The sequence below is a fragment of the Pseudomonas sp. Ma2-10 genome (genome assembly GCF_054330215.1).
In genome coordinates this window covers 17,490-41,270 of record NZ_JBTEYL010000036.1, presented here as the reverse complement: position 1 = coordinate 41,270, position 23,781 = coordinate 17,490, and the positions used below count along the sequence as shown (strand labels likewise).

The following is a 23,781-nucleotide window of genomic DNA, read 5'->3' as shown; positions in this document are numbered from 1 at the left end:
GGACTTCCAGCCTCGGCTTGCTTGAGGACGGCCATGATTTGGCTATCCGAAAAACGCGATGTCTTCACTTAAAATTTCCTTGATCCGATTAGGAGAAAACTCTACTTCCGACGAGTACTTTTTTCAGGGGGGATTACCTGATGATCGCCAAGGTTTGCGGTGGGAAACTTCGTCACTTGGGGGAGGATGTGTCTGAGGTGCTGGAATACGTCCCAGCGCGTTTCAAAGTGATCCGCCATGTTCGCCTCAAGTGGGTTTGCCGCTGCTGCGAGCACATCGCTCAGGTACCGGCGCCGAATCGCCCGATAGCCCGAGGCCTTGCAGGCCCTGGGCTACTGGCCCACGTGCTGGTCTCCAAGTTTGTTGACCGTTTGCCACTGTATCGACAATCCGAGATCTACGCCCGTGAGGGCGTGGATCTGGAGCGCTCAACGCTGGCCGACTGGGTCGGCCAGAGCAGTCAATTGCTCAGGCCGCTGATCAGCGCCCTTGAACGTCATGTCATGAGCGGCCATAAAGTCCATGCCGACGACACGCCGATTGGTGTACTTGCGCCGGGCAACGGCAAAACCAAAACGGCTCGCCTATGGACATACGTGCGCGACGACCGACGTGCCGGTTACGCCACGCCGGCGGCGGTATGGTTTGCCTACTCGCCGGATCGAGATCGACAACAATGCCGCTGAACGAGCGGCTGCGATTTACAGCCGTGGGTACTGCCAAGCTAAACGGGTTGAACCCACAGGCATATCTGACCTACGTGTTTGAGCACATTGCCGAACACCCTATCAATCGGGTGAGCGAGTTGCCGCCCTGGAACATTTCTTTGAACCACACTGAGCACTGCGAGGCTGCCTGATCCATGGTTAAAACTGTCCGTTTACCCAAACCCGCCCCCGACCTGTTGCTGCTGCACATTGAGCTGAAGTGGATCACTCCGACGATCTGGCGTCGGTTCGCGGTGCCTGAAAACATCACCCTGGGCAAACTGCACCATGTCATCCAGGTCGTGATGGGCTGGAGCGATAGCCATCTGCATGAGTTTGAAATTGCCGGTGAGAATTACGGTATTCCCGATTCGGATGGCTGGGGGCCGACGGTGAACCCGGAAGCCCGTAAAACGCTGATCAAGGCGCTGAGCGGAAAGCGGACGTTCAATTATCTTTACGATTTTGGTGACAGTTGGCATCACCGTATCAAGGTCGAAAAAACGCTACCCGCGATTGCCTGCCCTCAGGTGCCGTACTGCATCGAGGGCGCCAATGCTTGCCCACCAGAAGACGTGGGTGGCGGGCCTGGTTACGAGGAGTTCCTGGAGGCGATGGCCAACCCCGATCATCCAGAGCATGACGCCATGGTTGAATGGCATGGCGATGTTTTTGATCCAGCGATATTTGAGTGCGAGCGCGTGAATCAGTGGTTTAAACGGATTAAGGTTTGAGTTGCAAGGCGGTGTAGTTCGGACGCTTACGAAGATGCAGAGGCTGAGTGCCAAAGTGGGCGGTGGAAACGAACAAAGGCCTCGGTGTTAAGCCCGAGGCCTTTGTGTTTTTAGCGAGCGCTTAACCGCAGGCTTTCATGTTGACGGGGCCGACAAACTCGTTGCCGCGTCCCATGACGCACGCCACGCTTTGGTTACGCTGTCGTTCCCAGGCCTTTACCGGATAGGTTGTGTTCCAGACTTCGTAGAGCTGCCGATCCTGTTTTGACAGGCGCAAACCATATTGCTTGCTCATGTAGAAATACGTTCGAGCGATCATGCCGCGTATGGACGGGCGGGGCATGACCTTCTTCGCCTTGAAGTCGACCTGGGTCAGGCACGAGCCGTATTGGCCCGACTGTACCGGTAACCAGCCGAAACTGAAGTTGCTGCGATCGCCATTCACCTCACCAATACTCGGCACCAGGTTGTGCAGGTCGGCTTCGGCCTTCTGGTAGGTCGGATCGTAACGCGTGCAGTTCTTGCGCCCACCTTTTTGCCAGCACTGACGCTGATGGCCGATCTGCCAGGCCGGAACAATGTGCTCCCACTCGATGCGGGAAGCGCGCTTGGCGTTTTTACGCGGTACATAACCGCAGGCTGCGAGATTGACTTTGTTGCCGGTGTATTTGCACCCGCAATAGAACTCTGTGGATTGCGGTGCGTAGAGCTTCCAGGCAACTTTTTTGGCTTCGTTAAAGGTACGTGGGGCGCCAGCCTGGGCGCCGAGGGTGATGAACAAAAACAGCAAAGCAAACCAGCGGACACTCATTGACTCAATCTTCCTTCGGCACAACCCAAAAAATCTGCACACCGCCATCGTCGCGATAGGCGAGGGTGACGTTGTCGTTCTCGTCGATTTCTTCGAGCAATTGTTCCCACTCATCCACGGGTTCGTCCGGTAGACGGAAGATCAAGGCTGCTTTGGCTTTTTGGGCGGAGGGGGAATTGATGATTTTTTGAACGCGCATACCCATGCGTTCATAGGAGTCAGGAGAGGCGGAGGTAGTGGCCACGGAATTATCCTTATTAAGCTGTACGTGCATACAGTATTTAACTGTAAGCATTTTCGCAACTACTTAAAATTCAAGAAAATCCTCTGACAGCAATTTTTTCCATTTGGTGTAGGACGACGGGAAGTTTTTTATCGAAATATCGGAAGGGGGTGTGAGCCACTCGCCTGGGTTGGCGAGTGGTGAAGGCAGTGCCCGACCGGAGCCGGTCGGGCGAGGGCGAATCAGTATTCCCAGAACATCCGTTGCAGTTCTTTGCTGTCGTTGGTTTTGGTCAGCGCGACCATGGCCAGGATGCGGGCCTTTTGCGGGTTCAGGTCATGCGCCACAACCCAGTCGTACTTGTCGTCTGGCTGTTCGGCGTTACGCAGTACGAAACCGCCGGCGTTGACGTGGGACGAACGAATGATTTGCACGCCGTCCTTGCGCAGGGCTTGCAGCGACGGGACTACGCGGGACGAGACTGAGCCATTGCCGGTACCGGCGTGAATAATGGCTTTGGCGCCAGACTGTGCCAGCGCTTTGTAAGCGGTATCGCTGACATTGCCGTAAGAATAGGCGATTTCGACGTCAGGCAGGCTCTTGATGGTTTTGATGTCGAACTCCGAGTCCATGGTGTGACGCTTGGCCGGCAGACGGAACCAGTAGGATTTACCTTCGACCACCATGCCGAGTGGACCCCAGGCGCTTTTAAACGCTTCGGTTTTGATGTTGATCATCTTGCTTACATCGCGCCCCGACTGGATTTCGTCGTTCATGGTCACCAGTACACCTTTGCCGCGTGCCTCTTTGCTGCTGGCCACGGCCACTGCGTTGTACAGATTCAGCATGCCATCGGCCGACATAGCGGTGCCTGGGCGCATGGAGCCGACAACGATGATTGGCTTGTCGGTTTTTTCCACCAGATTCAGAAAATAGGCGGTTTCTTCCAGGGTGTCGGTGCCGTGGGTGATGACGATGCCGTCGACGTCCTTGCTGTCAGCCAGTTCAGCCACGCGACGACCCAGTTGCAGCAGGTTGTCGTTGGTGATGCTTTCGGACGCGATCTGCATGACCTGTTCACCGCGAACGTTAGCCAGTTGGCTAAGTTCCGGAACCCCGGCGATCAATTGTTCGATGCCGACTTTTGCCGCTTGATAGGTCGCGCTATTGGCGGCGCTGGCGCCCGCGCCGGCAATGGTGCCGCCGGTGGCCAGGATCACCACGTTTGCCAGTTTCTGTTGGGTTTCGACTTCTTTTGCCTGGAGGGCAGTAGGCAGGAGTAGCAAGAGGGCCAAAGCGCCCGGAACGAAGGTTTTGAAAGCAGATGTCATTATTTTTTTCTCTAGTGGTGAGACGGCGCTGATGCAGGTTCATCTAGATGCGCCCGAAGCGGATCTGAACGCTTGGGGTGAATGAGATGAGCAGGATCTGTACCAGTCATACTTTGAGCGCGTAAAACTTTTAACGTGATGATTTATATCAGTATTTTGTTGCTATTGCAGAATGGTTACGCGGTCTGTTGTCCGGGTTTCCGAACGCGTTGAGCGTTTTTGTTCGGCTCTCCGAAAAGTACTACGACCTCTGTAGAGCAAGTCGCCTTGCAAGATTGCGAATCAGTGCTAAAGAAATCCGCGCTTCGGTCGATGTTCCTTTAAAGGATCCTTCTACTCAGGAGTTCACATGTCGTTATTCATTGGTATCCCAAACGCTGCAGGCGTCACCATTGGCGGCAAGTCCGCCGCTACGATTCAAGCGTTGAGCGATCAGACGGCCGATGCCGCGAATCAAGCGTTGGGTACGAAGGAAGGTGAGGGCAACCAAGTCAAGACTGGCCCTTTGGGGTTGGATAAAAGCGCGGGCGCGCAGACCGAAACCCCAGACGAGAGCAACCAGAGTGTGGCGGTGAAAGTCCTGCTCAAACGCATGCAAGAGCTACAACAACAACTGCGCGAGCAACAGCAACAATTAGCCGCAGCTCAGGCGGCGTCTTATCCGACACCGGAAGCCAAGGCCACTGTGGTCATGGCAATTCAAGGACAGATTGCCGCCACCAATGGTGCGTTGCTGGAAGTGTCCGCGGCCCTGGTCAAGGAATTGGCCAAGGGTTCCAGCACTGGAACGGTGGTTAACACGACGGCATGACATGAATGCCGGCATTTGCGGTTTCCCCCCGCAAAACGGTTTTTCTGGTCGTTGACAAATCTCGGCAGGGTTCGCATAGTCCGGTCTACGCAAACGTTTGCGCGGTGCTCCCGGTGGTTATCCTCCAGTGAGCACATTGAAGCCTACGCCAGCGCAAGCGTTGCTCACAATAATCATAAGATCGGAGTGAACCCATGAAGCTGCCATTCGCTGGACGTCTTCTCGCTGTCGCTATGCTGGCTGCCGCATCTGTCGCGTTACCTGTCTCTTCGGCCTTCGCCGAGACGCCTGAAAAACCCAAAGTCGCGCTGGTCATGAAATCCCTGGCCAATGAATTCTTCCTGACCATGGAAGACGGCGCCAAAGCCTATCAGAAAGACCACTCCGGCGATTTCGAGCTGATTTCCAACGGCATCAAAGACGAAACCGACACGGCTGGCCAGACGCGCATCGTCGAGCAAATGATTCTGGCCAAGGTCAATGCGCTGGTCATCGCGCCGGCTGACTCCAAGGCCATGGTGCCAGTGATCAAGAAAGCCATCGATGCCGGTATCACCGTGATCAACATCGACAATCAGCTGGACCCGGCTGTGGTCAAAAGCAAAAACATCACCGTACCGTTCGTAGGCCCGGATAACCGCAAAGGCGCGCGCCTGGTGGGAGAATACCTGGCCAAGCAACTCAAAGCCGGCGACGAAGTCGGCATCATCGAAGGCGTTTCAACCACCACCAACGCACAGCAAAGAACCGCAGGTTTCAAGGATGCAATGGAAGCGGCGCAGATCAAGGTCGTCTCTTTGCAGTCTGGTGACTGGGAAATCGACAAAGGCAACAAGGTTGCTGCCTCGATCCTCAGCGAATACCCGCAAGTCAAAGCACTGCTGGCTGGTAACGACAGCATGGCCGTCGGCGCAGTATCCGCCGTGCGTGCAGCGGGTAAGGCTGGCAAGGTACAGGTGGTCGGTTACGACAACATCAACGCCATCAAACCAATGCTCAAGGATGGCCGCGTTCTGGCCACCGCTGACCAGTTTGCAGCCAGGCAAGCGGTGTTTGGCATCGAGACCGCGCTGAAGATCATCAAAGGTGAGAAAGTCGACAGTGGCGCCAATGGCGTGATCGAAACTCCGGTAGAGCTGGTCACCAAGTAGTCCTTCTGGCGACACAACGGTGCTCGCCCGTCGGGGCGAGCGCATGGAGAGTTTTTATGTCAGTTTCCGCCCCGAACGCTGTCCTCTCGGTCAGTGGTATCGGTAAGACCTACGCCCAACCGGTCCTGGCCGGCATCGACCTGACGCTGATGCGCGGTGAAGTGCTGGCGCTGACCGGCGAAAACGGCGCGGGAAAAAGCACGCTGTCGAAGATCATCGGCGGGCTGGTCACACCGACCACCGGCCACATGCAGTACCAGGGGCAGGATTACCGCCCCGCAAGTCGCACTCAGGCCGAAGACCTCGGCATCCGCATGGTGATGCAAGAGCTCAATCTGTTGCCGACCCTGTCGGTGGCGGAAAACCTGTTTCTCGACAACCTGCCCAGCAAGGGCGGCTGGATCAGTTGCAAGCAATTGCGCAAGGCAGCGATCGAAGCCATGGCCCAGGTCGGCCTCGACGCGATTGACCCGGACACACTGGTGGGCGAATTGGGTATCGGTCACCAGCAAATGGTGGAGATCGCCCGCAATCTGATCGGCGATTGCCACGTGCTGATCCTCGACGAGCCGACTGCAATGTTGACGAGTCGTGAAGTCGAGATGCTGTTCGAGCAGATCACTCGTCTGCAAGCTCGCGGCGTGTCGATCATCTATATCTCGCACCGCCTCGAAGAATTGGCGCGGGTCGCCCAGCGTATTGCGGTACTGCGCGATGGCAACCTGGTTTGCGTCGAGCCGATGGCCAATTACAACAGCGAGCAATTGGTGACGCTGATGGTCGGTCGTGAACTCGGCGAACACATCGACATGGGCCCGCGCAAGATTGGCGCTCCAGCCTTGACGGTCAAAGGGCTGACCCATTCCGACAAGGTTCTGGATGTGTCCTTCGAAGTGCGCGCCGGCGAGATCTATGGGATTTCCGGATTGATCGGGGCGGGGCGTACTGAGCTACTGCGGCTGATTTTCGGTGCTGATACCGCAGACAGCGGCACGGTTGCGCTTGGTTCGCCTGCGCAGGTTGTCAGTATCCGGTCACCGGCTGACGCGGTCGGTCATGGCATTGCCCTGATTACCGAAGATCGCAAGGGCGAAGGCCTGCTGCTGACCCAATCGATCAGCGCGAATATTGCCTTGGGCAATATGCCGGTGATTTCCAGCGGCGGCTTCGTCAGCCATGGTGACGAGATGGCGCTGGCCCAGCGTCAGATCGACGCCATGCGCATCCGCAGTTCCAGTCCGACGCAACTTGTGTCGGAACTGTCTGGCGGTAACCAGCAGAAAGTCGTGATCGGCCGGTGGCTTGAGCGTGATTGCTCGGTGATGCTGTTCGACGAGCCAACGCGTGGCATCGACGTCGGCGCCAAGTTTGACATTTATGCCTTGCTCGGTGAGCTGACCCGTCAAGGCAAAGCGCTCGTGGTGGTGTCCAGCGACTTGCGTGAGCTGATGTTGATCTGCGACCGCATCGGCGTGCTCTCGGCGGGACGACTGATCGACACCTTTGAGCGTGACAACTGGACCCAGGATGGTTTGCTTGCCGCCGCGTTCGCCGGCTACCAAAAACGTGATGCGCCGCTCAACGAAGCAGCGCCTAGGGATCTCGCATGAATACTGCAGTGACTGTCGGCAAACGCAGTGGCAACTTTTACGGCCTCGGTACCTATCTGGGACTGGCCGGTGCCTTGCTGGCAATGGTTGCGCTGTTCTCGGTGCTAAGTAGCCATTTCCTGTCCTATGACACCTTCAGCACCCTGGCCAACCAGATTCCGGACTTGATGGTGCTGGCGGTCGGCATGACGTTCGTGTTGATCATCGGCGGCATCGACCTGTCGGTGGGCTCGGTGCTCGCGCTCGCGGCGTCAGCGGTCAGCGTGGCAATTCTCGGTTGGGGCTGGAGCGTGTTGCCTGCGGCGCTGCTCGGAATGGCGGCGGCAGCACTGGCCGGGACCATCACGGGTTCGATTACCGTGGCGTGGCGGATTCCGTCGTTCATCGTGTCCCTCGGCGTGCTGGAAATGGCCCGCGGCGTGGCGTATCAGATGACCGGATCGCGCACAGCCTACATCGGTGATGCCTTCGCCTGGTTGTCCAACCCTATCGCCTTCGGGATCTCGCCGTCGTTCATCATCGCCTTGCTGATCATCTTCATTGCCCAGGCTGTGCTGACGCGTACCGTGTTCGGTCGTTACCTGATCGGTATCGGCACCAACGAAGAAGCGGTGCGTCTGGCAGGGATCAACCCGAAGCCCTACAAGATCCTGGTATTCAGTCTGATGGGGCTGCTCGCCGGTATTGCTGCACTGTTCCAGATTTCCCGTCTGGAAGCGGCGGATCCGAATGCCGGCTCCGGGCTGGAGTTGCAAGTGATCGCCGCGGTCGTGATCGGCGGCACCAGCCTGATGGGCGGTCGCGGTTCGGTCATCAGTACGTTCTTCGGGGTGCTGATCATTTCCGTATTGGCGGCCGGGCTGGCGCAAATCGGCGCAACTGAACCCACCAAACGCATCATCACCGGCGCGGTGATCGTGGTGGCGGTGGTGCTTGATACTTATCGCAGTCAGCGCGCAAGCCGGCGGACCTGAGTCATGGCAACGATCAAGGATGTGGCAGCGCTCGCGGGAATTTCCTACACCACGGTTTCCCACGTAGTGAACAAGACCCGTCCGGTGAGCGAAGAGGTGCGGGTCAAGGTTGAGGCAGCGATCAAAACTCTCGATTACGTGCCCAGTGCCGTGGCCCGGTCTCTCAAAGCCAAAACCACGGCGACCATCGGTCTGCTGGTGCCCAACAGCCTCAACCCGTACTTCGCCGAACTGGCGCGCGGCATCGAGGATTATTGCGAGCGCAATGGCTACTGCGTGATTCTCTGTAACTCCGATGACAACCCGGACAAGCAGCGCAGTTACTTGCGCGTGCTGTTGGAAAAGCGCATCGATGGATTGATCGTCGCTTCGGCCGGCGGTGACGCGGGGTTGGCGGAGGGCCTTGCCGGCGTGCGTACGCCGATGGTGATCGTCGACCGTGGACTGGAAGGCGTGAATGCCGACCTGGTGCGGATCGATCACGAATACGGCGCCTATCTGGCGACCCGCCACCTTCTGGAATTGGGGCACCGGGACATCGCCACCATTGGTGGCCCGGCGAGTACCAGCGTGGCGCAGATGCGTCTGGCCGGTTATTGCCGTGCCCTGAAAGAGGCGGGTGTCGAAGTATCCCGCGAGCGCATGCTGGAAAGCGACTTCACCAGCACCGGCGGTTACAACGCCGCCGCGATGCTGCTGGAAAATAACCCGCCGAGCGCGATCTTCGCCGGTAACGACATGATTGGCATCGGTGTGCTGCGAGCGGCGGCCGAGCGCAATATTCGCGTGCCGACGGAGTTGTCGGTGATCGGCTTCGACGATATTCAGATGAGCCGCTATGTGTACCCGGCGCTGACCACCGTGGGGCAGTCGATCCTGCAACTTGGCGAGATGGCGGCCGAAGTGCTTTTAAGAAGAATCGCCATGCCGGATATGGCCACCGACCAACGGATCGTGACGCCCAGTATTGTCCTGCGGGAGTCGACTGCGCCGCTGGCCGGCGTGTTCGCCCAATATCGCTGAATCGAAAGCACCGCTGAAACAAAATTGATGAGTAGACGTATGTCAGCAAAAGTAGTGGTTATAGGCAGCCTGAACATGGACCTGGTCACCCGAGCGCCACGGCTGCCCCGTGGCGGTGAAACGCTGATCGGCGAGTCGTTTGCCACGGTTTGCGGTGGCAAGGGCGCGAATCAGGCGGTCGCAGCGGCGAGGCTGGGGGCGCAGGTGTCGATGGTCGGTTGCGTGGGTAGCGATGCCTACGGCGAAGAGCTGCGCGGGGCGCTGCTGGCCGAGCAGATCGATTGCCAGGCGGTCAGCACCGTCGACGATTCCAGCGGCGTAGCGTTGATTGTGGTCGATGACAACAGCCAGAACGCAATCGTGATCGTTGCCGGTGCCAACGGCGCGCTGACTCCAGAGGTGATTGATCGTTTCGACGCTGCATTGCGGGCAGCGGACGTGATCATCTGTCAGCTGGAAATCCCGGATGCCACTGTCGGTCATGCGCTCAAGCGCGGCCGTGAGTTGGGTAAGACCGTGATCCTCAACCCGGCGCCGGCCAGCCGCCCGCTGGCGGCGGACTGGTACGCGTCCATCGATTATCTGATTCCCAACGAAAGCGAGGCCTCGGCGCTGAGTGGTTTGCCAGTGGATTCTCTGGCGTCTGCCGAAATCGCTGCATCCCGATTGATCTCCTTGGGCGCCGGCAAGGTCATCATCACCCTCGGTGCTCAAGGTTCGCTGTTTGCCTGCCGCAAAGGCTTTGAGCATTTCCCTGCGCCGAAGGTGAAGGCTGCCGATACCACGGCGGCTGGCGACACCTTCGTCGGTGGTTTCGCCGCGGCGCTGGCGGCCGGCAAAAACGAAGCCGACGCGATCCGTTTCGGCCAGGTTGCCGCGGCGCTGTCGGTGACCCGCGCTGGCGCGCAACCCTCGATTCCCACCTTGTCCGACGTACAGGCCTTTAAAGCACCATGAAAAAGACACCTTTGCTCAACGTCGCGTTGTCGCGGCTGATCGCATCCCTGGGCCATGGCGACAGGGTGGTGATCGGCGACGCAGGTCTACCGGTGCCACCAGGCGTTGAGCTGATCGACCTGGCCCTGACCCACGGTATCCCGGATTTCGTCAGCACTTTGAAGGTTGTGCTCAGCGAAATGCAGGTCGAGAGCCATGTATTGGCCCAAGAGATCCTGGACAAAAAACCTTCGGCGTTGGCGGCGCTTGATGAGCTGAATGCCGAAGGTGCGCTGGGTCGGCGTGAGCTGCTCAGTCATGACCAATTCAAAGTCGTCAGCCGACAGGCACGGGCGATTGTTCGTACGGGCGAATGTCAGCCGTACTGCAACATCGTGCTGGTGGCAGGTGTTACGTTCTAACTCGCTGTTGTCTTTCTGCTGTCCCATGCACAAGGAGTGCGCTATGCACCGCTATGCTCAGAAACTGCACCACCTGCTCCGGAGTCTGCTGCTTTTGTCCCTGATTACCGCAACAAACGCCCAAGCGGCGGAAAAGATCGACTTGATCATCGACACCGATCCGGGTGCCGATGACGTGGTTGCTTTGCTGTTTGCTATGGCATCGCCGCAAGAGCTGAACATTCGTGCGCTGACCACCGTCGCCGGCAATGTGCGTCTGGACAAAACTTCGCGTAATGCGCGGCTGGCCCGCGAGTGGGCAGGCCGCGAGGAGGTGCCGGTCTACGCGGGCGCTCCGAAGCCGATGATGCGCACGCCAATCTATGCCGAGAACATCCATGGCAAGGAAGGACTGTCGGGTGTCACCGTCCATGAGCCGAAAAAAGGCCTGGCCCCGGGCAATGCGGTCAACTACCTGATCGACACCTTGAAGGCCGCCAAGCCACACAGCATCACCATCGCCATGCTAGGTCCGCAGACCAATCTGGCCCTGGCGCTGATCCAGGAACCTGAGATCGTTCAGGGCATCAAGGAGGTCGTAATCATGGGCGGGGCGCACTTCAACGGTGGCAACATTACCCCGGTGGCTGAGTTCAACCTGTTCGCCGACCCTCAGGCAGCGGAAGTGGTGCTGAAAAGTGGCGTGAAGCTGACCTACCTGCCGTTGGACGTGACCCACAAGATCCTCACCAGCGAAGCGCGCCTGAAGCAGATCGCGGCGATCAACAATAATGCCAGCAAGCGAGTGGGCGATATTCTTAATGAGTACATCAAAGGCGACATGGAGCACTACGGCATTTCGGGCGGCCCGGTGCATGACGCGACGGTCATCGCCTACCTGCTCAAGCCTGAGTTGTTCACCGGTCGCTCGGTAAATGTGGTGATTGATAGCCGCGAAGGCCCGACGTTCGGCCAAACCATCGTCGATTGGTATGACGGCCTGAAGGCGCCTAAGAACGCTTTCTGGGTAGAAAGCGGCGACGCCCAGGGCTTCTTTGACCTGCTGACCGAGCGCCTGGCTCGTCTGAAGTAAGCCATAGACCCGCAGGTGCCAGCCTGTGGGTTTTACGTTCACTCGCTATCTATCAGGCCCATATAGTCGGTGGGGTACTTCTCGAATATCTGTGCAATGAATGTCTGGGCGGCTTGCGTTCCCAGTTCCTTGACCAATAAATCGATACCAATGATTGCCAACTCTTCCGGGCTGCCGGGGCTGTAAGAGCTGTGGCCCTGTGGCCACTTGGCTTTGATGTCGGCGTCGATGCTTACGGTGGTCATGATGGTACTCGTGAAGTCGGAAAAGTCTGTGTGTCGAGTTAACCATTTTGTGCGGCTTTTGGCACTCCGACTTAGGCATGAGAGGAGGGCTATGCGACACTTGGTTTTTGACCACTTTTCAAGGACTGTGCTGTGCAGATCGATTTGAACACGCCTGACGGCTTGACCCTTGAGGCGGTGCGTCAGTTGCTGGCCTCTGCCTGCGACGATGAGCACACTCAATTGCGAGTCACCAAGGGCGGCATCGCCTACATTTCGTCAGGCGTTGTGGGCGGCACTGATATCAGCGGGCTGTTGTTTCGTCTGGAGACGTGGGCCAAGGGTTCCGGTTATGTAGGATTGGTCGCGGCCAGTGACGAGGTCTGGGTCATGCAGATTTTCAATGCGCTGAAAGAGAACTGGCCGAATCCGACGTTCGACTACATTGACGTCTATTGAGTGCTATTCATATTCAGTCACGATTGAGTGGTAAGCGGTAGGGCGATGCTCAGGCAAACTCGCCGCATATCCGAATAGAGGGCAGGGTGCTAGTACTCCCTGTGAAACCAAACGCCAGATTGGCGGTCGCACAATCTCAGCTTAACTATTGAAAAAGGAGGCTTCATGCCTTGGAAGCTCGCGTCATTGGGTACTTTGTTGGCCGTTGCCATGCTGGCCGGTTGCAGCACTACCTCCACCGAGTCGACAACAGATCCTGTCACGACGACTGACACGGGTTACAGCCGTTGTGAGGCAAAGTCTGCCGAATTCACCATTGGCAAAAAAGCTTCGCCTGAACTGCTGGAGCAGGCGCGTACTCGCGCAGGCGCGCAGAATGCACGGTTCCTCTTGCCCACCGACATGGTGACCCTGGAGTACCGCTCCGATCGACTGAATCTGAACACCGATGCCAATCGGGTTGTCACCCGCGTCAACTGCGGCTGATCGCTTCGGGCTTTTGTTTCGCCCATAAAAAACCCCGTCACGTGGACGGGGTTTTTTTAGTGCGGCTGAAAATTACTCAGCGCGTACTTGTTCAGCTTGCATACCCTTTTGGCCTTTCGCAGCCACGAAGGAAACGGCTTGGCCTTCTTTCAGGCTTTTGAAACCGTCGCTTTCGATAGCTTTGAAGTGTACGAACAGGTCGTCACCGCCACCTTGAGGAGTGATGAAGCCGAAGCCTTTTTCATCGTTGAACCATTTAACGGTGCCGGATTGGCGATTAGACATGGTGTATCTCCAAGAAACATATATTTTCAGTAGTGCTGTGCTGCTCAGGCCAACTGGGCACACCGGGGTATCATAGTCGAAATGTTCGCTTTGGGAGCCCCCCGGACGTGCTGTTTGCCCAGCAGTCGCGTTCTGTTGACTGCTTTGTTTGGCTGCAAGCCCCGGTTTAAAAGGCTTTCAGCCAAAAGTAAAGACAACAAAAAAACCTGTAAAACCTGCATGAATTGTACGAAAAAACAGTTTTCAGAGGCTTTTTACTGTCGCTGCAGGCGCAAAAAATGCTCTGTCGGGCTTATTCTTTCGCTTTGTTATCGGCTTTGCACGACGAGATTTTGGTCAGTGCTTTTTGTTTCAGGGCATCACTGGCGGTGTTGTCCATCAGGGACTGAATGTCTTTGGCTGGGTACGATTTGATGGCATCGGCGCCGCAAGCGCAGTGAGCCTTCGCTGCGGCAGCGCCGATCTGCGGAGTGGCTGCTTCTGTGCACTGAGCCATGTATTTCTCGCGCTCGCCCTTCGGCCAATCGGCGTGGGCGGCCAGTGGCAGCAGCAGAGCGATGGGGGCGACTACTGCGAACAAATGTTTCAGACGCATGCTGGGGTGCTCCTAGTGGGTCAATGTCTTGTTATGAGGGGTAAAGCAGGGTTCTAGTTCAGCACACTGGCATAAAATTGCCCGATTTGCGCCAGTGCAAAGCCTCTGTGCATCGACGACCGTTCATCTGTGCTAGCATGCCTGGCTCGGGCGTTTGCAGGTTCCGGATGACCTTCAGTCCCGGTAGCAGCAAATGTGCGAATAACCCTGATTTGAATCCCAGTCACTCTGGTTCGGTTTTCCGGTTGGCCGCAAGGCTCCTGCCGCTGTAAGGCAGGCGTTCGTCATTGAATGGCCTGGATCGGATCTTGTACTGGCTCATCCCAACCCACGTGACCTTTGGTAGGGGTCACCACTAGGAGAGGAGGCGCCATGCCAACTATTACTCTTCCCGACGGCAGTCAACGTTCATTCGATCATCCGGTATCCGTAGCCGAAGTCGCTGCATCCATTGGTGCGGGGCTGGCCAAAGCGACCGTGGCCGGTAAGGTCGATGGCAAGCTGGTCGACGCCAGCGACATCATCGGCAGCGACGCTACGCTGCAAATCATTACGCCAAAGGATGAAGAGGGGCTGGAGATCATTCGCCACTCTTGCGCCCACTTGGTTGGCCATGCGGTCAAGCAGCTATACCCGACCGCCAAAATGGTTATCGGTCCGGTCATCGACGAAGGCTTCTATTACGATATCGCCTTCGAGCGTCCTTTCACTCCGGACGACCTGGCCGCGATCGAACAGCGCATGCAACAGTTGATCGAAAAAGATTACGACGTCATCAAAAAAGTCACTCCGCGTGCCGAAGTGATCGAAGTGTTCAAGGCCCGTGGTGAAGACTACAAGCTGCGTCTGGTCGAAGACATGCCGAACGAGCAGGCCATGGGCCTGTACTATCACGAAGAATACGTCGACATGTGCCGTGGTCCGCACGTGCCGAACACGCGCTTCCTGAAATCCTTCAAGCTGACCAAGTTGTCCGGCGCCTACTGGCGTGGCGATGCCAAGAATGAGCAATTGCAGCGCGTTTACGGCACGGCGTGGGCAGACAAAAAGCAACTGGCAGCTTACATTCAGCGCATCGAAGAAGCTGAGAAGCGCGATCACCGCAAGATCGGCAAGCGTCTGGGCCTGTTCCACACCCAGGAAGAGTCGCCGGGTATGGTGTTCTGGCACCCGAACGGCTGGACTCTGTACCAGGTGCTCGAGCAGTACATGCGCAAGGTTCAGCGCGACAACGGTTACTTGGAGATCAAAACTCCGCAGGTCGTTGACCGTAGCCTGTGGGAGAAGTCCGGGCATTGGGCCAACTACGCCGATAACATGTTCACCACGCAGTCGGAAAACCGCGATTACGCCATTAAGCCGATGAACTGCCCTTGCCACGTGCAAGTGTTCAATCAGGGTTTGAAAAGCTACCGCGAATTGCCGATGCGTTTGGCCGAATTCGGTGCTTGCCATCGTAATGAGCCATCGGGTGCGCTGCACGGGATTATGCGCGTACGTGCATTCACCCAGGATGACGCCCACATCTTCTGCACCGAAGAGCAGATGCAGGCCGAATCCGCAGCGTTTATCAAGCTGACCATGGACGTTTATGCCGACTTCGGCTTTAAAGACGTCGAGATGAAGCTGTCCACTCGTCCGGAAAAACGCGTCGGTTCCGACGAGCTGTGGGATCGCGCCGAAGCGGCCCTGGCTGCAGCCCTTGATAGTGCTGGCCTGCCATATGATCTGCAGCCGGGTGAGGGTGCATTCTACGGTCCGAAGATCGAATTCTCGCTGAAAGATTGCCTTGGCCGTGTCTGGCAGTGTGGTACCCTTCAGCTCGATTTTAACCTGCCTGTCCGTCTGGGAGCCGAATACGTCTCCGAAGACAACAGTCGCAAGCACCCGGTGATGTTGCACCGGGCGATCCTTGGATCCTTCGAACGTTTCGTCGGCATCCTGATCGAGCACTACGAGGGCGCGTTCCCTGCGTGGCTGGCTCCGACCCAGGCAGTGATCATGAATATCACTGATAAACAGGCTGATTTCGCCGCTGAGGTTGAAAAAACCCTCAACGAAAGCGGATTTCGTGCCAAGTCTGACTTGAGAAATGAAAAGATCGGCTTTAAAATCCGCGAGCATACTTTGCTCAAGGTTCCTTATCTCTTGGTTATCGGAGATCGGGAAGTCGAGATGCAGACTGTCGCTGTGCGTACTCGTGAAGGTGCTGACCTGGGCTCGATGCCCGTCGCCCAGTTCGCCGAGTTCCTCGCTCAAGCGGTTTCCCGGCGTGGTCGCCCAGATTCGGAGTAATTACTATTAAGCGTGAAATGAGACAAGATAAACGAGCTGCACCGAAGGCCCCGATCAACGAGAATATCTCGGCACGCGAGGTTCGGTTAATTGGAGCTGAAGGTGAACAGCTTGGGATTGTGTCAATTGAAGACGCGCTTCTTAAGGCTGAAGAGGCCAAACTGGATCTGGTGGAAATTTCCGCCGATGCAGTACCCCCTGTTTGCAAACTGATGGACTACGGCAAATCGATCTTCGAAAAGAAGAAGCAGGTTGCCGCGGCCAAGAAAAACCAGAAGCAGATTCAGGTTAAAGAAATCAAGTTTCGTCCAGGGACGGAGGAAGGGGATTACCAGGTAAAACTGCGCAACCTGGTACGTTTCCTGAGTGATGGGGACAGGGCCAAGGTATCCTTGCGATTCCGCGGCCGTGAGATGGCCCACCAGGAGCTGGGGATGGAACTCCTCAAGCGAGTTGAAGGTGACTTGCTCGAGTACGGTTCGGTCGAACAGCATCCTAAGATGGAAGGACGCCAACTGATCATGGTCATCGCCCCGAAAAAGAAGAAGTAATCAATAGGGCACGGCAGGCCTTCTGATTATGTTTATCAACTGAATGCGGAGTACCGAACATGCCAAAGATGAAAACTAAAAGTGGTGCTGCTAAGCGGTTTCTGAAAACTGCTAACGGTATCAAGCACAAGCACGCTTTCAAGAGCCACATCCTGACTAAAATGTCGACCAAGCGTAAGCGTCAACTGCGCGGTAGCAGCTTGCTGGCACCGTGTGACGTTGCAAAAGTCGAGCGCATGCTGCGCCTTCGTTAATTTAGTCAAGAATAGAGGAAGTAACTCATGGCTCGTGTAAAGCGTGGCGTCATTGCCCGTAAACGTCACAAAAAAATTCTGAAACTTGCTAAAGGCTACTACGGCGCTCGCTCGCGCGTATTCCGTGTTGCCAAGCAAGCGGTAATCAAGGCAGGCCAATACGCCTACCGTGACCGTCGTCAGAAAAAACGTCAGTTCCGCGCTCTGTGGATCGCTCGTATCAACGCTGGTGCACGTATCAACGGTCTGTCCTACAGCCGTTTCATCGCCGGCCTGAAAAAAGCGTCCATCGAGATCGACCGTAAGGTTCTGGCTGATCTGGCAGTGAACGAAAAAGCGGCGTTTGCTGCGATTGTCGAGAAAGCTAAAGCCACCTTGGCTTAAGTACCCCCGACAGTCACCCGGCTTCACCTTTGTGGGGCCAGGTGTTAAACGTCATAAATAGGGGAAGAGCCTTCAAGCTCTTCCCCTATTTTGTATCTGGAGTCTGTACATGGAAAACCTGGACGCGCTCGTCTCTCAAGCACTAGAGGCTGTGCAAAGCGCTGAAGATATCAATGCCCTGGAGCAAATCCGGGTTCACTACCTTGGCAAAAAGGGTGAATTGACTCAGGTGATGAAGACCCTGGGGAATCTGCCGGCAGAAGAGCGTCCGCAAGTCGGCGCCCTGATTAACGTTGCCAAGGAGCGTGTCACAGAGGTTCTCAATGCGCGCAAGGCACTGTTTGAAGAGGCCGACCTGGCCGCCAAACTGTCCGCCGAGTCCATTGACGTGACCCTGCCTGGCCGTGGCCAGACCTCGGGTGGTCTGCATCCGGTTACTCGCACCCTGGAACGTATCGAGCAGTTCTTCACTCACATCGGCTACGGCATTGCCGAAGGCCCTGAGGTGGAAGACGATTACCACAACTTTGAAGCACTCAACATCCCAGGCCATCACCCGGCCCGGTCGATGCATGACACCTTCTATTTCAATGCCAACATGTTGCTGCGCACCCATACCTCGCCGGTACAGGTCCGCACCATGGAATCGAAACAGCCGCCGATCCGCATCGTCTGCCCAGGCCGTGTGTACCGTAGCGACTCTGATATCACCCACTCCCCGATGTTCCACCAGGTCGAAGGCCTGCTGGTCGATCGCGACATCAACTTCGCCGACCTCAAAGGCACCATCGAAGAATTCCTTCGGGTGTTCTTCGAGAAAGAGCTGGCCGTGCGTTTCCGTCCTTCGTACTTCCCGTTCACCGAGCCATCCGCCGAAGTCGACATGGAATGCGTGATGTGCAGCGGTAAAGGCTGTCGCGTCTGCAAGCAGACCGGTTGGCTGGAAGTGATGGGCTGCGGCATGGTTCACCCGAACGTGTTGCGTATGTCCGGGATTGACCCGGAAGAGTTTTCGGGCTTTGCCTTCGGCATGGGTGTTGAACGTCTGGCCATGCTGCGTTACGGCGTGAACGACTTGCGTCTGTTCTTCGACAACGACTTGCGGTTCCTTGCGCAATTTCGCTAGTCGTAACGAATTCTTAGGAGAGCAGGATGAAATTCAGTGAACAATGGCTGCGTGGCTGGGTAAGCCCGCAGGTAAGTCGTGACGAGCTGGTTGCTCGTCTGTCGATGGCCGGTCTTGAGGTCGATAGCGTTACGCTGGCCGCCGGCGAATTCATCGGTGTGGTGGTGGGCGAGGTGCTGAGTACCGAACCGCACCCGGACGCTGACAAGTTGCGTGTTTGCCAGGTCAGCAATGGGTCGGAGACCTTCCAGGTTGTTTGCGGTGCGCCTAACGTGCGCCCTGGCCTGAAGATCCCGTTCGCCATGATCGGTGCCGAGCTGCCAGGCGACTTCAAAATCAAGAAAGCTAAGCTGCGTGGCGTGGAGTCCAACGGCATGCTGTGCTCGCAAGCCGAGCTGCAAGTCGGCGAAGGCAACGATGGCCTGATGGAGTTGCCGGCCGATGCGCCGGTCGGTCAGGACATTCGTGAATACCTGAGTCTGGACGACGCCAGCATCGAGGTCGACCTGACCCCGAACCGCGGCGACTGCCTGTCCCTGGCTGGCTTGGCCCGGGAAGTGGGTGCGCTCTATAACGCAGAAGTTACCCGTCCGGTGGTTGCTGTGGTGCCAGCCGTGCACGATGAAGTGCGTTCGGTCGAAGTGCTGGCGCCAGCTGCTTGCCCGCGTTACTTGGGTCGTGTGATCCGTAACGTTGACCTGTCCAAGCCTACGCCGCTGTGGATGGTTGAACGGCTGCGTCGTGGTGACGTGCGCAGCATCGACGCTGTCGTCGATATCACCAACTACGTGATGCTGGAGCTGGGTCAACCGCTGCACGCGTTCGATCTCGCCGAAATCAATGGCGGCATCCGCGTACGCATGGCTGAAGAAGGCGAGAAACTGGTTCTGCTCGACGGTCAGGAAGTCAGCCTGCGTGGCGATACGCTGGTGATTGCCGACCACACTCGCGCCCTGGCCATCGCCGGCGTCATGGGTGGCGAGCACAGTGGCGTCAACACCGCGACCACTCGTGATATTTTCCTGGAAAGCGCGTTTTTCGATCAGATTGCTGTCGCTGGCAAGGCTCGTTCCTATGGCCTGCACACCGACGCCTCGCACCGCTACGAGCGTGGCGTGGACTGGCAGTTGGCTCGTGAAGCGATGGAGCGCGCCACCGGCCTGCTGCTGGAAATCACTGGCGGCGAAGCTGGCCCGATCATCGAAACCGTCAGCGAGCAGCACCTGCCGTCGATTGCGCCAGTTACTCTGCGTGCGCAACGCATCACTCAGATGCTGGGCATGGAAATGGATTCGAACGAAGTCGAGCAACTGCTCAGCGGCTTGGGTCTGAAGATTTCTGCCGATGGGGCAGGGCAGTGGCGCGTTGAAGTTCCAAGCCATCGCTTCGACATTAGCCTGGAAGTCGATCTGATCGAAGAACTGGCTCGTCTGTATGGTTACAACCGTCTGCCGGTTCGCTACCCGCAAGCTCGTCTGGCGCCGCAGGCCAAGGCTGAAGCGCGTAGCGATCTGCCTGAGTTGCGCCGTCTGCTGGTCGCCCGAGGCTATCAGGAAGCGATTACCTACAGCTTCATCGATCCGAAACAGTTTGATTTGTTTAATCCCGGTGTCGAACCGCTGTTGTTGGCCAACCCGATTTCGAACGACATGGCCGCCATGCGCTCGTCCCTGTGGCCAGGTCTGGTCAAGGCGCTTCAGCACAACCTGAACCGTCAGCAGGATCGGATTCGTTTGTTCGAAAGCGGCCTGCGTTTTGTCGGTCAGTTGGAAGGTCTGAAGCAAGAGCCGATGCTGGCGGGTGTTGTTTGCGGTAGCCGTCTGCCGGAAGGCTGGGCACAAGGTCGCGATATGGTGGACTTCTTCGACGTCAAAGCCGACGTGGAGGCGGTGCTGGGCTTCGCCGGTGCAGTGGATTCATTCACTTTCGTACCGGGCAAACACCCTGCGTTGCATCCGGGGCAAACCGCGCGCATCGAACGTGAAGGTCGCTTGGTCGGTTTTGTCGGTGCTATCCACCCTGAATTGTCGAAAACTCTCGGTCTCGACCGTCCAGTCTTCGTATTCGAGCTGGTTTTGGCCGAAGTGGCATTGGGCAAAATGCCTAAATTCCAGGAGTTATCGCGCTTTCCTGAAGTGCGTCGTGATCTGGCACTGATTGCGGCCACGGACGTTGCGGCCAATGCTGTGCTGGACGTAATCCGTGAAAATGCAGGCGAATGGCTGACAGACCTAAGGCTATTTGACGTGTATCAGGGTAAAGGCATTGATCCTGATAGAAAAAGCCTTGCAGTCGGCTTGACCTGGCAGCATCCATCGCGCACTCTTAATGACGATGAGGTGAATACCACGACGCAAAACATCCTCACCTCGCTCGAACAAAGGTTGAACGCCACGTTAAGGAAGTGACGTATGGGGGCTCTGACGAAAGCTGAGATGGCGGAACGTCTGTATGAAGAGCTGGGCCTGAATAAACGGGAAGCCAAGGAATTGGTCGAACTGTTTTTTGAAGAAATCAGGCATGCTCTTGAAGACAACGAACAAGTCAAATTGTCCGGTTTCGGCAATTTCGACCTTCGGGACAAACGCCAGCGGCCTGGCCGCAATCCGAAAACGGGTGAAGAAATTCCGATCACGGCTCGCCGTGTGGTCACCTTTCGTCCAGGGCAGAAGTTGAAGGCCCGAGTTGAGGCTTATGCTGGAACCAAGTCATAACGACGAACTACCCGTCATCCCAGGCAAACGCTACTTCACCATTGGTGAAGTCAGCGAGCTGTGTGCAGTAAAACCGCATGTGCTGCGTTACTGGGAGCAGGAGTTTCCTCAACTTAACCCCGTCAAACGCCGCGGAAACCGCCGGTATTATCAGCGACAAGACGTGCTGATGATCCGGCAGATCCGCGCGCTCCTTTACGATCAGGGGTTCACCATCGGCGGCGCACGCTTGCGTTTGTCCGGCGATGAAGCCAAAGACGACACGACCCAATACAAGCAAATGATCCGCCAGATGATCGCCGAGCTGGAGGATGTCCTGGTGGTACTCAAGAAATAAATTCCTGCTTTTAAATACTTCCAGTTTTCAAAAGCTTGCGATATATTCTTGAGCGTTCTTCGAGAAGAGGAACGGGTTTAACGCCTAGTCGGGGCGTAGCGCAGTCCGGTAGCGCACTAGCATGGGGTGCTAGGGGTCGAGTGTTCGAATCACTCCGTCCCGACCATATAATTCAAGGGGTTGCGAGATTTTATCTCGCGACCCTTTTTATTTTTGGGCGTTTTTCCCCCACAAAACCACTGGCTCTAGATGGAATCTGCATTGTTTCCGTATGGACAGACGCCACCATTGGTGCTCGCTTTCGCGTTCTATAGCACCAACGTTGTTATTCTCTTTCTCTGTTGACGCCTTCGACTGGTGATCACGAACTATTCCCGGGCTATCCGGCCGTCCTGCTCGCGCTCCATCATAAGTAATTGTTTTCGGGTTCATTGACCTACAGAGCGGCGTGTTCTGAGGCGGTGGGCCTGTTGCACCCAGAAGCTCTGGACCGTTTCATGTCCTGGAGTTCAGGAGTTAGCGGTCTTGCACAGCATCGGGGCACTCTCGGGTTCGAGGGATTGAGTGGGTATAAGGTCCATAACGTTAGTGTGATAGACACTAAGTCCTTCACGATGCCCGATGCTGACTACCGTTATGTTTGTGGCAGCTAATGCTTGATACAGGCGACGTTCAGCGCTCTCGTCCAGTCCAGAAGTGGCCTCGTCGAGGAACAGCAAGGGTGGATGAATCAAAAGAGCACGGGCCAAGGCCAGACGTTGCTGTTCGCCGGGACTCAGGCATCGACTCCAGTTATCCGTGCTGTGCAGCGGCAGGTGCTGCAGTTCGACCAGTTTCAGAACTTCCTTCAATTGAGCGTCGTTAAAATCGGCGAGACCTTGAGCCTCGTTGCGGTGCAGCAGGTCGTGCAGGGATCCCGACGGCAAGTATGGGCGCTGAGGCAAAATCAACAAGCTTTCGCGGTCCAGCTCTGCGCTGCCCTGATGCCTTGGCCATAAACCGGCGAGGGAGCGTAGCAGGGTGGTTTTACCAATCCCTGAGGGTCCCCTTAAAAGCAGGCGCGCGCCAGGTTCCAGGCTTATTGTCAGAGGTTCGAACAGTGGTAAACCTTGTTCGTTCAACGGTGCAAAGTCATGCAAACGCAGACCCGCATTACGACGGGTAACGGGGTCGGCTGGGGCGGGGAGCGCTTCAAGTTCACGCCAGAAGCTGCACAGGCGCGTCTTGGTTGCACGCCATTCGGCGATTTGCGGGTAGCTACGAATCAGAAACGAAAGAGAAGCCTGAATTTCGCCGAAAGCCGAAGCGATCTGAGTCAGTTGCCCCAGTTGGATTTCCCGCGAGAAGAAGCGCGGCGACACCAGCAGCAGCGGCAAGGTAAAGGCAAATCGCTCATACGCCGCATTAATGCCCAACAGGTGTTTTTTCGAGCGAACCAGCTTGCCGTAGTTGCTCAGCAGCAGTCCCAGTTGGCCCAGTAACTGCTTGCTTTCCCAGCCCTGACCACGGGAAAGGGCGACGTTTTCGGCGTCTTCACGCAGACGCGTCAGGCCGAAACGAAAATCCGCCTCACGACGTTGTTGCAGGAAATTGAGCCCGACCAGCGGTTTGCCGATCCAGTGTGCGATGCCGCTGCCGATCACGGCGTAGATCAAGGCGAGCCATAACATATAGCCGGGAATGGCGACGGCATGCCCGGCGACTTCAAATTCCAGCGTGCCGGAAATGCGCCACATGATCATGCTGAACAACACCACCAGAATGATCGCCTGGAGCAGGTTCAAGCCTAGGTCCAGGGTCTGCTCGACGAAGATCTTGCAGTCCTCGGCAATGCGCTGATCGGGGTTGTCGTAGGTCACGCTGTAAAAGCGGCTGCGGTAGTAGCGTTGGCTGTCGAGCCACTTGCCGAGAAAGGCCTGGGTGAGTTTTTCTCGCCAGCTGATCAGCAAGCGCTGCTGCACTTGGAACTTGGCCATGGTGCAGGCGATGAAGGCGACGTCGAGTACCAGCAACTCCACGACGTGATAACCGAACGCGGCGGCGTCCAGACTTTGCAACGAGTTGTAAAAGCCCAGGCTCCACTCGTTCCAGCGCACCTGGATCGCAATGATCCCGGCGACCGCCAGCATGGCCAGGGCGAGTGTCAGCCACGCGCGACGACGGCCTTGAGCTGACCAGTAAGGTGCGGCCAGCAACTTCATATCTTGGATGAACATCGGAGCGTCCTGCCTGGCAAACTTGGGGGTTGACCCGCCGTGTTGAGTCT

Annotated in this window: 27 protein-coding genes, 1 tRNA gene and 1 pseudogene; 22 read left to right on the top strand and 7 right to left on the bottom strand. The window is 56.8% G+C overall.

Annotated elements, in window-relative coordinates:
• Nucleotides 1–155: 155 nt before the first annotated feature.
• The 3 genes and pseudogenes from tnpC to ACXPVS_RS26055 form a co-directional block, all read left to right on the top strand.
• Nucleotides 156–665 (top strand): annotated as a pseudogene (tnpC, locus tag ACXPVS_RS26065) (IS66 family transposase); the annotation flags it as partial.
• Nucleotides 587–859, top strand: coding sequence for a transposase domain-containing protein (locus ACXPVS_RS26060; protein ID WP_458512464.1), 273 nt, complete (start codon nucleotides 587–589; stop codon nucleotides 857–859). The pseudogene tnpC and the gene ACXPVS_RS26060, both read left to right, overlap by 79 nt.
• 3 nt (nucleotides 860–862) lie before the next feature.
• Nucleotides 863–1,441, top strand: a complete 579-nt coding sequence (locus ACXPVS_RS26055) for a plasmid pRiA4b ORF-3 family protein (protein ID WP_458512463.1) — start codon at nucleotides 863–865, stop codon at nucleotides 1,439–1,441.
• A 121-nt stretch (nucleotides 1,442–1,562) separates the two neighbouring features.
• On the opposite strand, the gene ACXPVS_RS26050 is transcribed toward ACXPVS_RS26055, so the two are convergent.
• The 3 genes from ACXPVS_RS26050 to ACXPVS_RS26040 all read right to left on the bottom strand — a co-directional run bounded on the left by ACXPVS_RS26050 (nucleotide 1,563) and on the right by ACXPVS_RS26040 (nucleotide 3,806).
• Nucleotides 1,563–2,252 (bottom strand): endonuclease, encoded by a 690-nt coding sequence (locus tag ACXPVS_RS26050; RefSeq protein WP_458512462.1) that lies wholly within the window; start codon nucleotides 2,250–2,252, stop codon nucleotides 1,563–1,565.
• Between the two features lie 4 nt (nucleotides 2,253–2,256).
• Nucleotides 2,257–2,547, bottom strand: coding sequence for a DUF1654 domain-containing protein (locus tag ACXPVS_RS26045; protein ID WP_458512461.1), 291 nt, complete (start codon nucleotides 2,545–2,547; stop codon nucleotides 2,257–2,259).
• A gap of 170 nt (nucleotides 2,548–2,717) precedes the next feature.
• On the bottom strand, nucleotides 2,718–3,806 hold the full coding sequence (locus ACXPVS_RS26040; RefSeq protein ID WP_046047713.1) for an asparaginase: 1,089 nt from the start codon (nucleotides 3,804–3,806) through the stop codon (nucleotides 2,718–2,720).
• A gap of 349 nt (nucleotides 3,807–4,155) precedes the next feature.
• On the opposite strand from ACXPVS_RS26040, the gene ACXPVS_RS26035 reads away from it, so the two are divergent.
• The 8 genes from ACXPVS_RS26035 to ACXPVS_RS26000 all read left to right on the top strand — a co-directional run bounded on the left by ACXPVS_RS26035 (nucleotide 4,156) and on the right by ACXPVS_RS26000 (nucleotide 11,805).
• A complete protein-coding gene (locus ACXPVS_RS26035; protein ID WP_458512460.1) occupies nucleotides 4,156–4,617 on the top strand; it encodes a hypothetical protein in 462 nt (153 codons plus the stop codon).
• Between the two features lie 194 nt (nucleotides 4,618–4,811).
• Nucleotides 4,812–5,768, top strand: coding sequence for a substrate-binding domain-containing protein (locus ACXPVS_RS26030; RefSeq protein WP_458512459.1), 957 nt, complete (start codon nucleotides 4,812–4,814; stop codon nucleotides 5,766–5,768).
• 56 nt (nucleotides 5,769–5,824) lie between these two features.
• Nucleotides 5,825–7,378: a sugar ABC transporter ATP-binding protein gene (locus ACXPVS_RS26025; protein WP_458512458.1), complete on the top strand. Its 1,554-nt coding sequence runs from the start codon at nucleotides 5,825–5,827 to the stop codon at nucleotides 7,376–7,378.
• Entirely contained in the window at nucleotides 7,375–8,352 is a 978-nt protein-coding gene (locus tag ACXPVS_RS26020; RefSeq protein ID WP_458512457.1) for an ABC transporter permease, read from the top strand. The genes ACXPVS_RS26025 and ACXPVS_RS26020 overlap by 4 nt, the downstream gene beginning before the upstream one ends.
• A gap of 3 nt (nucleotides 8,353–8,355) precedes the next feature.
• Nucleotides 8,356–9,375, top strand: a complete 1,020-nt coding sequence (locus ACXPVS_RS26015; RefSeq protein ID WP_458512456.1) for a LacI family DNA-binding transcriptional regulator — start codon at nucleotides 8,356–8,358, stop codon at nucleotides 9,373–9,375.
• Between the two features lie 39 nt (nucleotides 9,376–9,414).
• On the top strand, nucleotides 9,415–10,332 hold the full coding sequence (gene rbsK / locus ACXPVS_RS26010; RefSeq protein ID WP_458512455.1) for a ribokinase: 918 nt from the start codon (nucleotides 9,415–9,417) through the stop codon (nucleotides 10,330–10,332).
• On the top strand, nucleotides 10,329–10,733 hold the full coding sequence (gene rbsD, locus ACXPVS_RS26005) for a D-ribose pyranase (RefSeq protein WP_458512454.1): 405 nt from the start codon (nucleotides 10,329–10,331) through the stop codon (nucleotides 10,731–10,733). Before rbsK ends, rbsD begins: the two co-directional genes overlap by 4 nt.
• A 43-nt stretch (nucleotides 10,734–10,776) precedes the next feature.
• Nucleotides 10,777–11,805, top strand: coding sequence for a nucleoside hydrolase (locus tag ACXPVS_RS26000; protein WP_458512453.1), 1,029 nt, complete (start codon nucleotides 10,777–10,779; stop codon nucleotides 11,803–11,805).
• Between the two features lie 38 nt (nucleotides 11,806–11,843).
• On the opposite strand, the gene ACXPVS_RS25995 is transcribed toward ACXPVS_RS26000, so the two are convergent.
• Nucleotides 11,844–12,050 (bottom strand): hypothetical protein, encoded by a 207-nt coding sequence (locus tag ACXPVS_RS25995; protein WP_282483146.1) that lies wholly within the window; start codon nucleotides 12,048–12,050, stop codon nucleotides 11,844–11,846.
• A 132-nt stretch (nucleotides 12,051–12,182) separates the two neighbouring features.
• Between ACXPVS_RS25995 and ACXPVS_RS25990 the strand changes: the two genes are divergently transcribed.
• Together ACXPVS_RS25990 and ACXPVS_RS25985 are read left to right on the top strand one after the other, a co-directional pair.
• Nucleotides 12,183–12,488, top strand: a complete 306-nt coding sequence (locus ACXPVS_RS25990) for a hypothetical protein (protein WP_458512452.1) — start codon at nucleotides 12,183–12,185, stop codon at nucleotides 12,486–12,488.
• Nucleotides 12,489–12,653: 165 nt separating this feature from the next.
• Complete coding sequence (locus ACXPVS_RS25985; protein WP_458512451.1) at nucleotides 12,654–12,974, top strand: I78 family peptidase inhibitor; 321 nt, start codon at nucleotides 12,654–12,656, stop codon at nucleotides 12,972–12,974.
• Nucleotides 12,975–13,046: 72 nt separating this feature from the next.
• Here ACXPVS_RS25985 and ACXPVS_RS25980 read toward each other — a convergent pair whose 3' ends face one another.
• Nucleotides 13,047–13,259: a cold-shock protein gene (locus ACXPVS_RS25980; protein ID WP_133102922.1), complete on the bottom strand. Its 213-nt coding sequence runs from the start codon at nucleotides 13,257–13,259 to the stop codon at nucleotides 13,047–13,049.
• A gap of 292 nt (nucleotides 13,260–13,551) precedes the next feature.
• Nucleotides 13,552–13,854 (bottom strand): hypothetical protein, encoded by a 303-nt coding sequence (locus ACXPVS_RS25975; RefSeq protein ID WP_458512450.1) that lies wholly within the window; start codon nucleotides 13,852–13,854, stop codon nucleotides 13,552–13,554.
• A gap of 372 nt (nucleotides 13,855–14,226) precedes the next feature.
• Here ACXPVS_RS25975 and thrS point away from each other — a divergent pair, with 372 nt between their 5' ends.
• The 9 genes from thrS to ACXPVS_RS25930 all read left to right on the top strand — a co-directional run bounded on the left by thrS (nucleotide 14,227) and on the right by ACXPVS_RS25930 (nucleotide 21,681).
• Nucleotides 14,227–16,149: a threonine--tRNA ligase gene (gene thrS / locus ACXPVS_RS25970; protein WP_008145656.1), complete on the top strand. Its 1,923-nt coding sequence runs from the start codon at nucleotides 14,227–14,229 to the stop codon at nucleotides 16,147–16,149.
• Nucleotides 16,149–16,700 carry a translation initiation factor IF-3 gene (gene infC / locus ACXPVS_RS25965; RefSeq protein WP_176469887.1) on the top strand — a complete coding sequence of 184 codons (552 nt, stop codon included), beginning with the start codon at nucleotides 16,149–16,151 and terminating at the stop codon, nucleotides 16,698–16,700. Before thrS ends, infC begins: the two co-directional genes overlap by 1 nt.
• 59 nt (nucleotides 16,701–16,759) lie before the next feature.
• Nucleotides 16,760–16,954 (top strand): 50S ribosomal protein L35, encoded by a 195-nt coding sequence (rpmI, locus tag ACXPVS_RS25960; protein ID WP_008145659.1) that lies wholly within the window; start codon nucleotides 16,760–16,762, stop codon nucleotides 16,952–16,954.
• 27 nt (nucleotides 16,955–16,981) lie between these two features.
• Nucleotides 16,982–17,338: a 50S ribosomal protein L20 gene (gene rplT / locus ACXPVS_RS25955; protein WP_007905879.1), complete on the top strand. Its 357-nt coding sequence runs from the start codon at nucleotides 16,982–16,984 to the stop codon at nucleotides 17,336–17,338.
• A 109-nt stretch (nucleotides 17,339–17,447) separates the two neighbouring features.
• The gene (gene pheS, locus ACXPVS_RS25950; protein WP_007905876.1) at nucleotides 17,448–18,464 is read left to right on the top strand and encodes a phenylalanine--tRNA ligase subunit alpha; all 1,017 of its coding nucleotides are present in this window, start codon (nucleotides 17,448–17,450) and stop codon (nucleotides 18,462–18,464) included.
• 26 nt (nucleotides 18,465–18,490) lie between these two features.
• Entirely contained in the window at nucleotides 18,491–20,872 is a 2,382-nt protein-coding gene (pheT, locus tag ACXPVS_RS25945; RefSeq protein WP_458512449.1) for a phenylalanine--tRNA ligase subunit beta, read from the top strand.
• Between the two features lie 3 nt (nucleotides 20,873–20,875).
• Nucleotides 20,876–21,178, top strand: a complete 303-nt coding sequence (gene ihfA / locus ACXPVS_RS25940) for an integration host factor subunit alpha (protein WP_002553164.1) — start codon at nucleotides 20,876–20,878, stop codon at nucleotides 21,176–21,178.
• Nucleotides 21,159–21,515, top strand: a complete 357-nt coding sequence (locus tag ACXPVS_RS25935) for a MerR family transcriptional regulator (RefSeq protein WP_003179985.1) — start codon at nucleotides 21,159–21,161, stop codon at nucleotides 21,513–21,515. The genes ihfA and ACXPVS_RS25935 overlap by 20 nt, the downstream gene beginning before the upstream one ends.
• An 89-nt stretch (nucleotides 21,516–21,604) precedes the next feature.
• Nucleotides 21,605–21,681, top strand: a tRNA-Pro gene (locus tag ACXPVS_RS25930).
• 343 nt (nucleotides 21,682–22,024) lie between these two features.
• Here the strand turns inward: ACXPVS_RS25930 and ACXPVS_RS25925 are convergent.
• Nucleotides 22,025–23,731 (bottom strand): ABC transporter ATP-binding protein/permease, encoded by a 1,707-nt coding sequence (locus ACXPVS_RS25925; protein ID WP_458512448.1) that lies wholly within the window; start codon nucleotides 23,729–23,731, stop codon nucleotides 22,025–22,027.
• Nucleotides 23,732–23,781 lie beyond the last annotated feature (50 nt).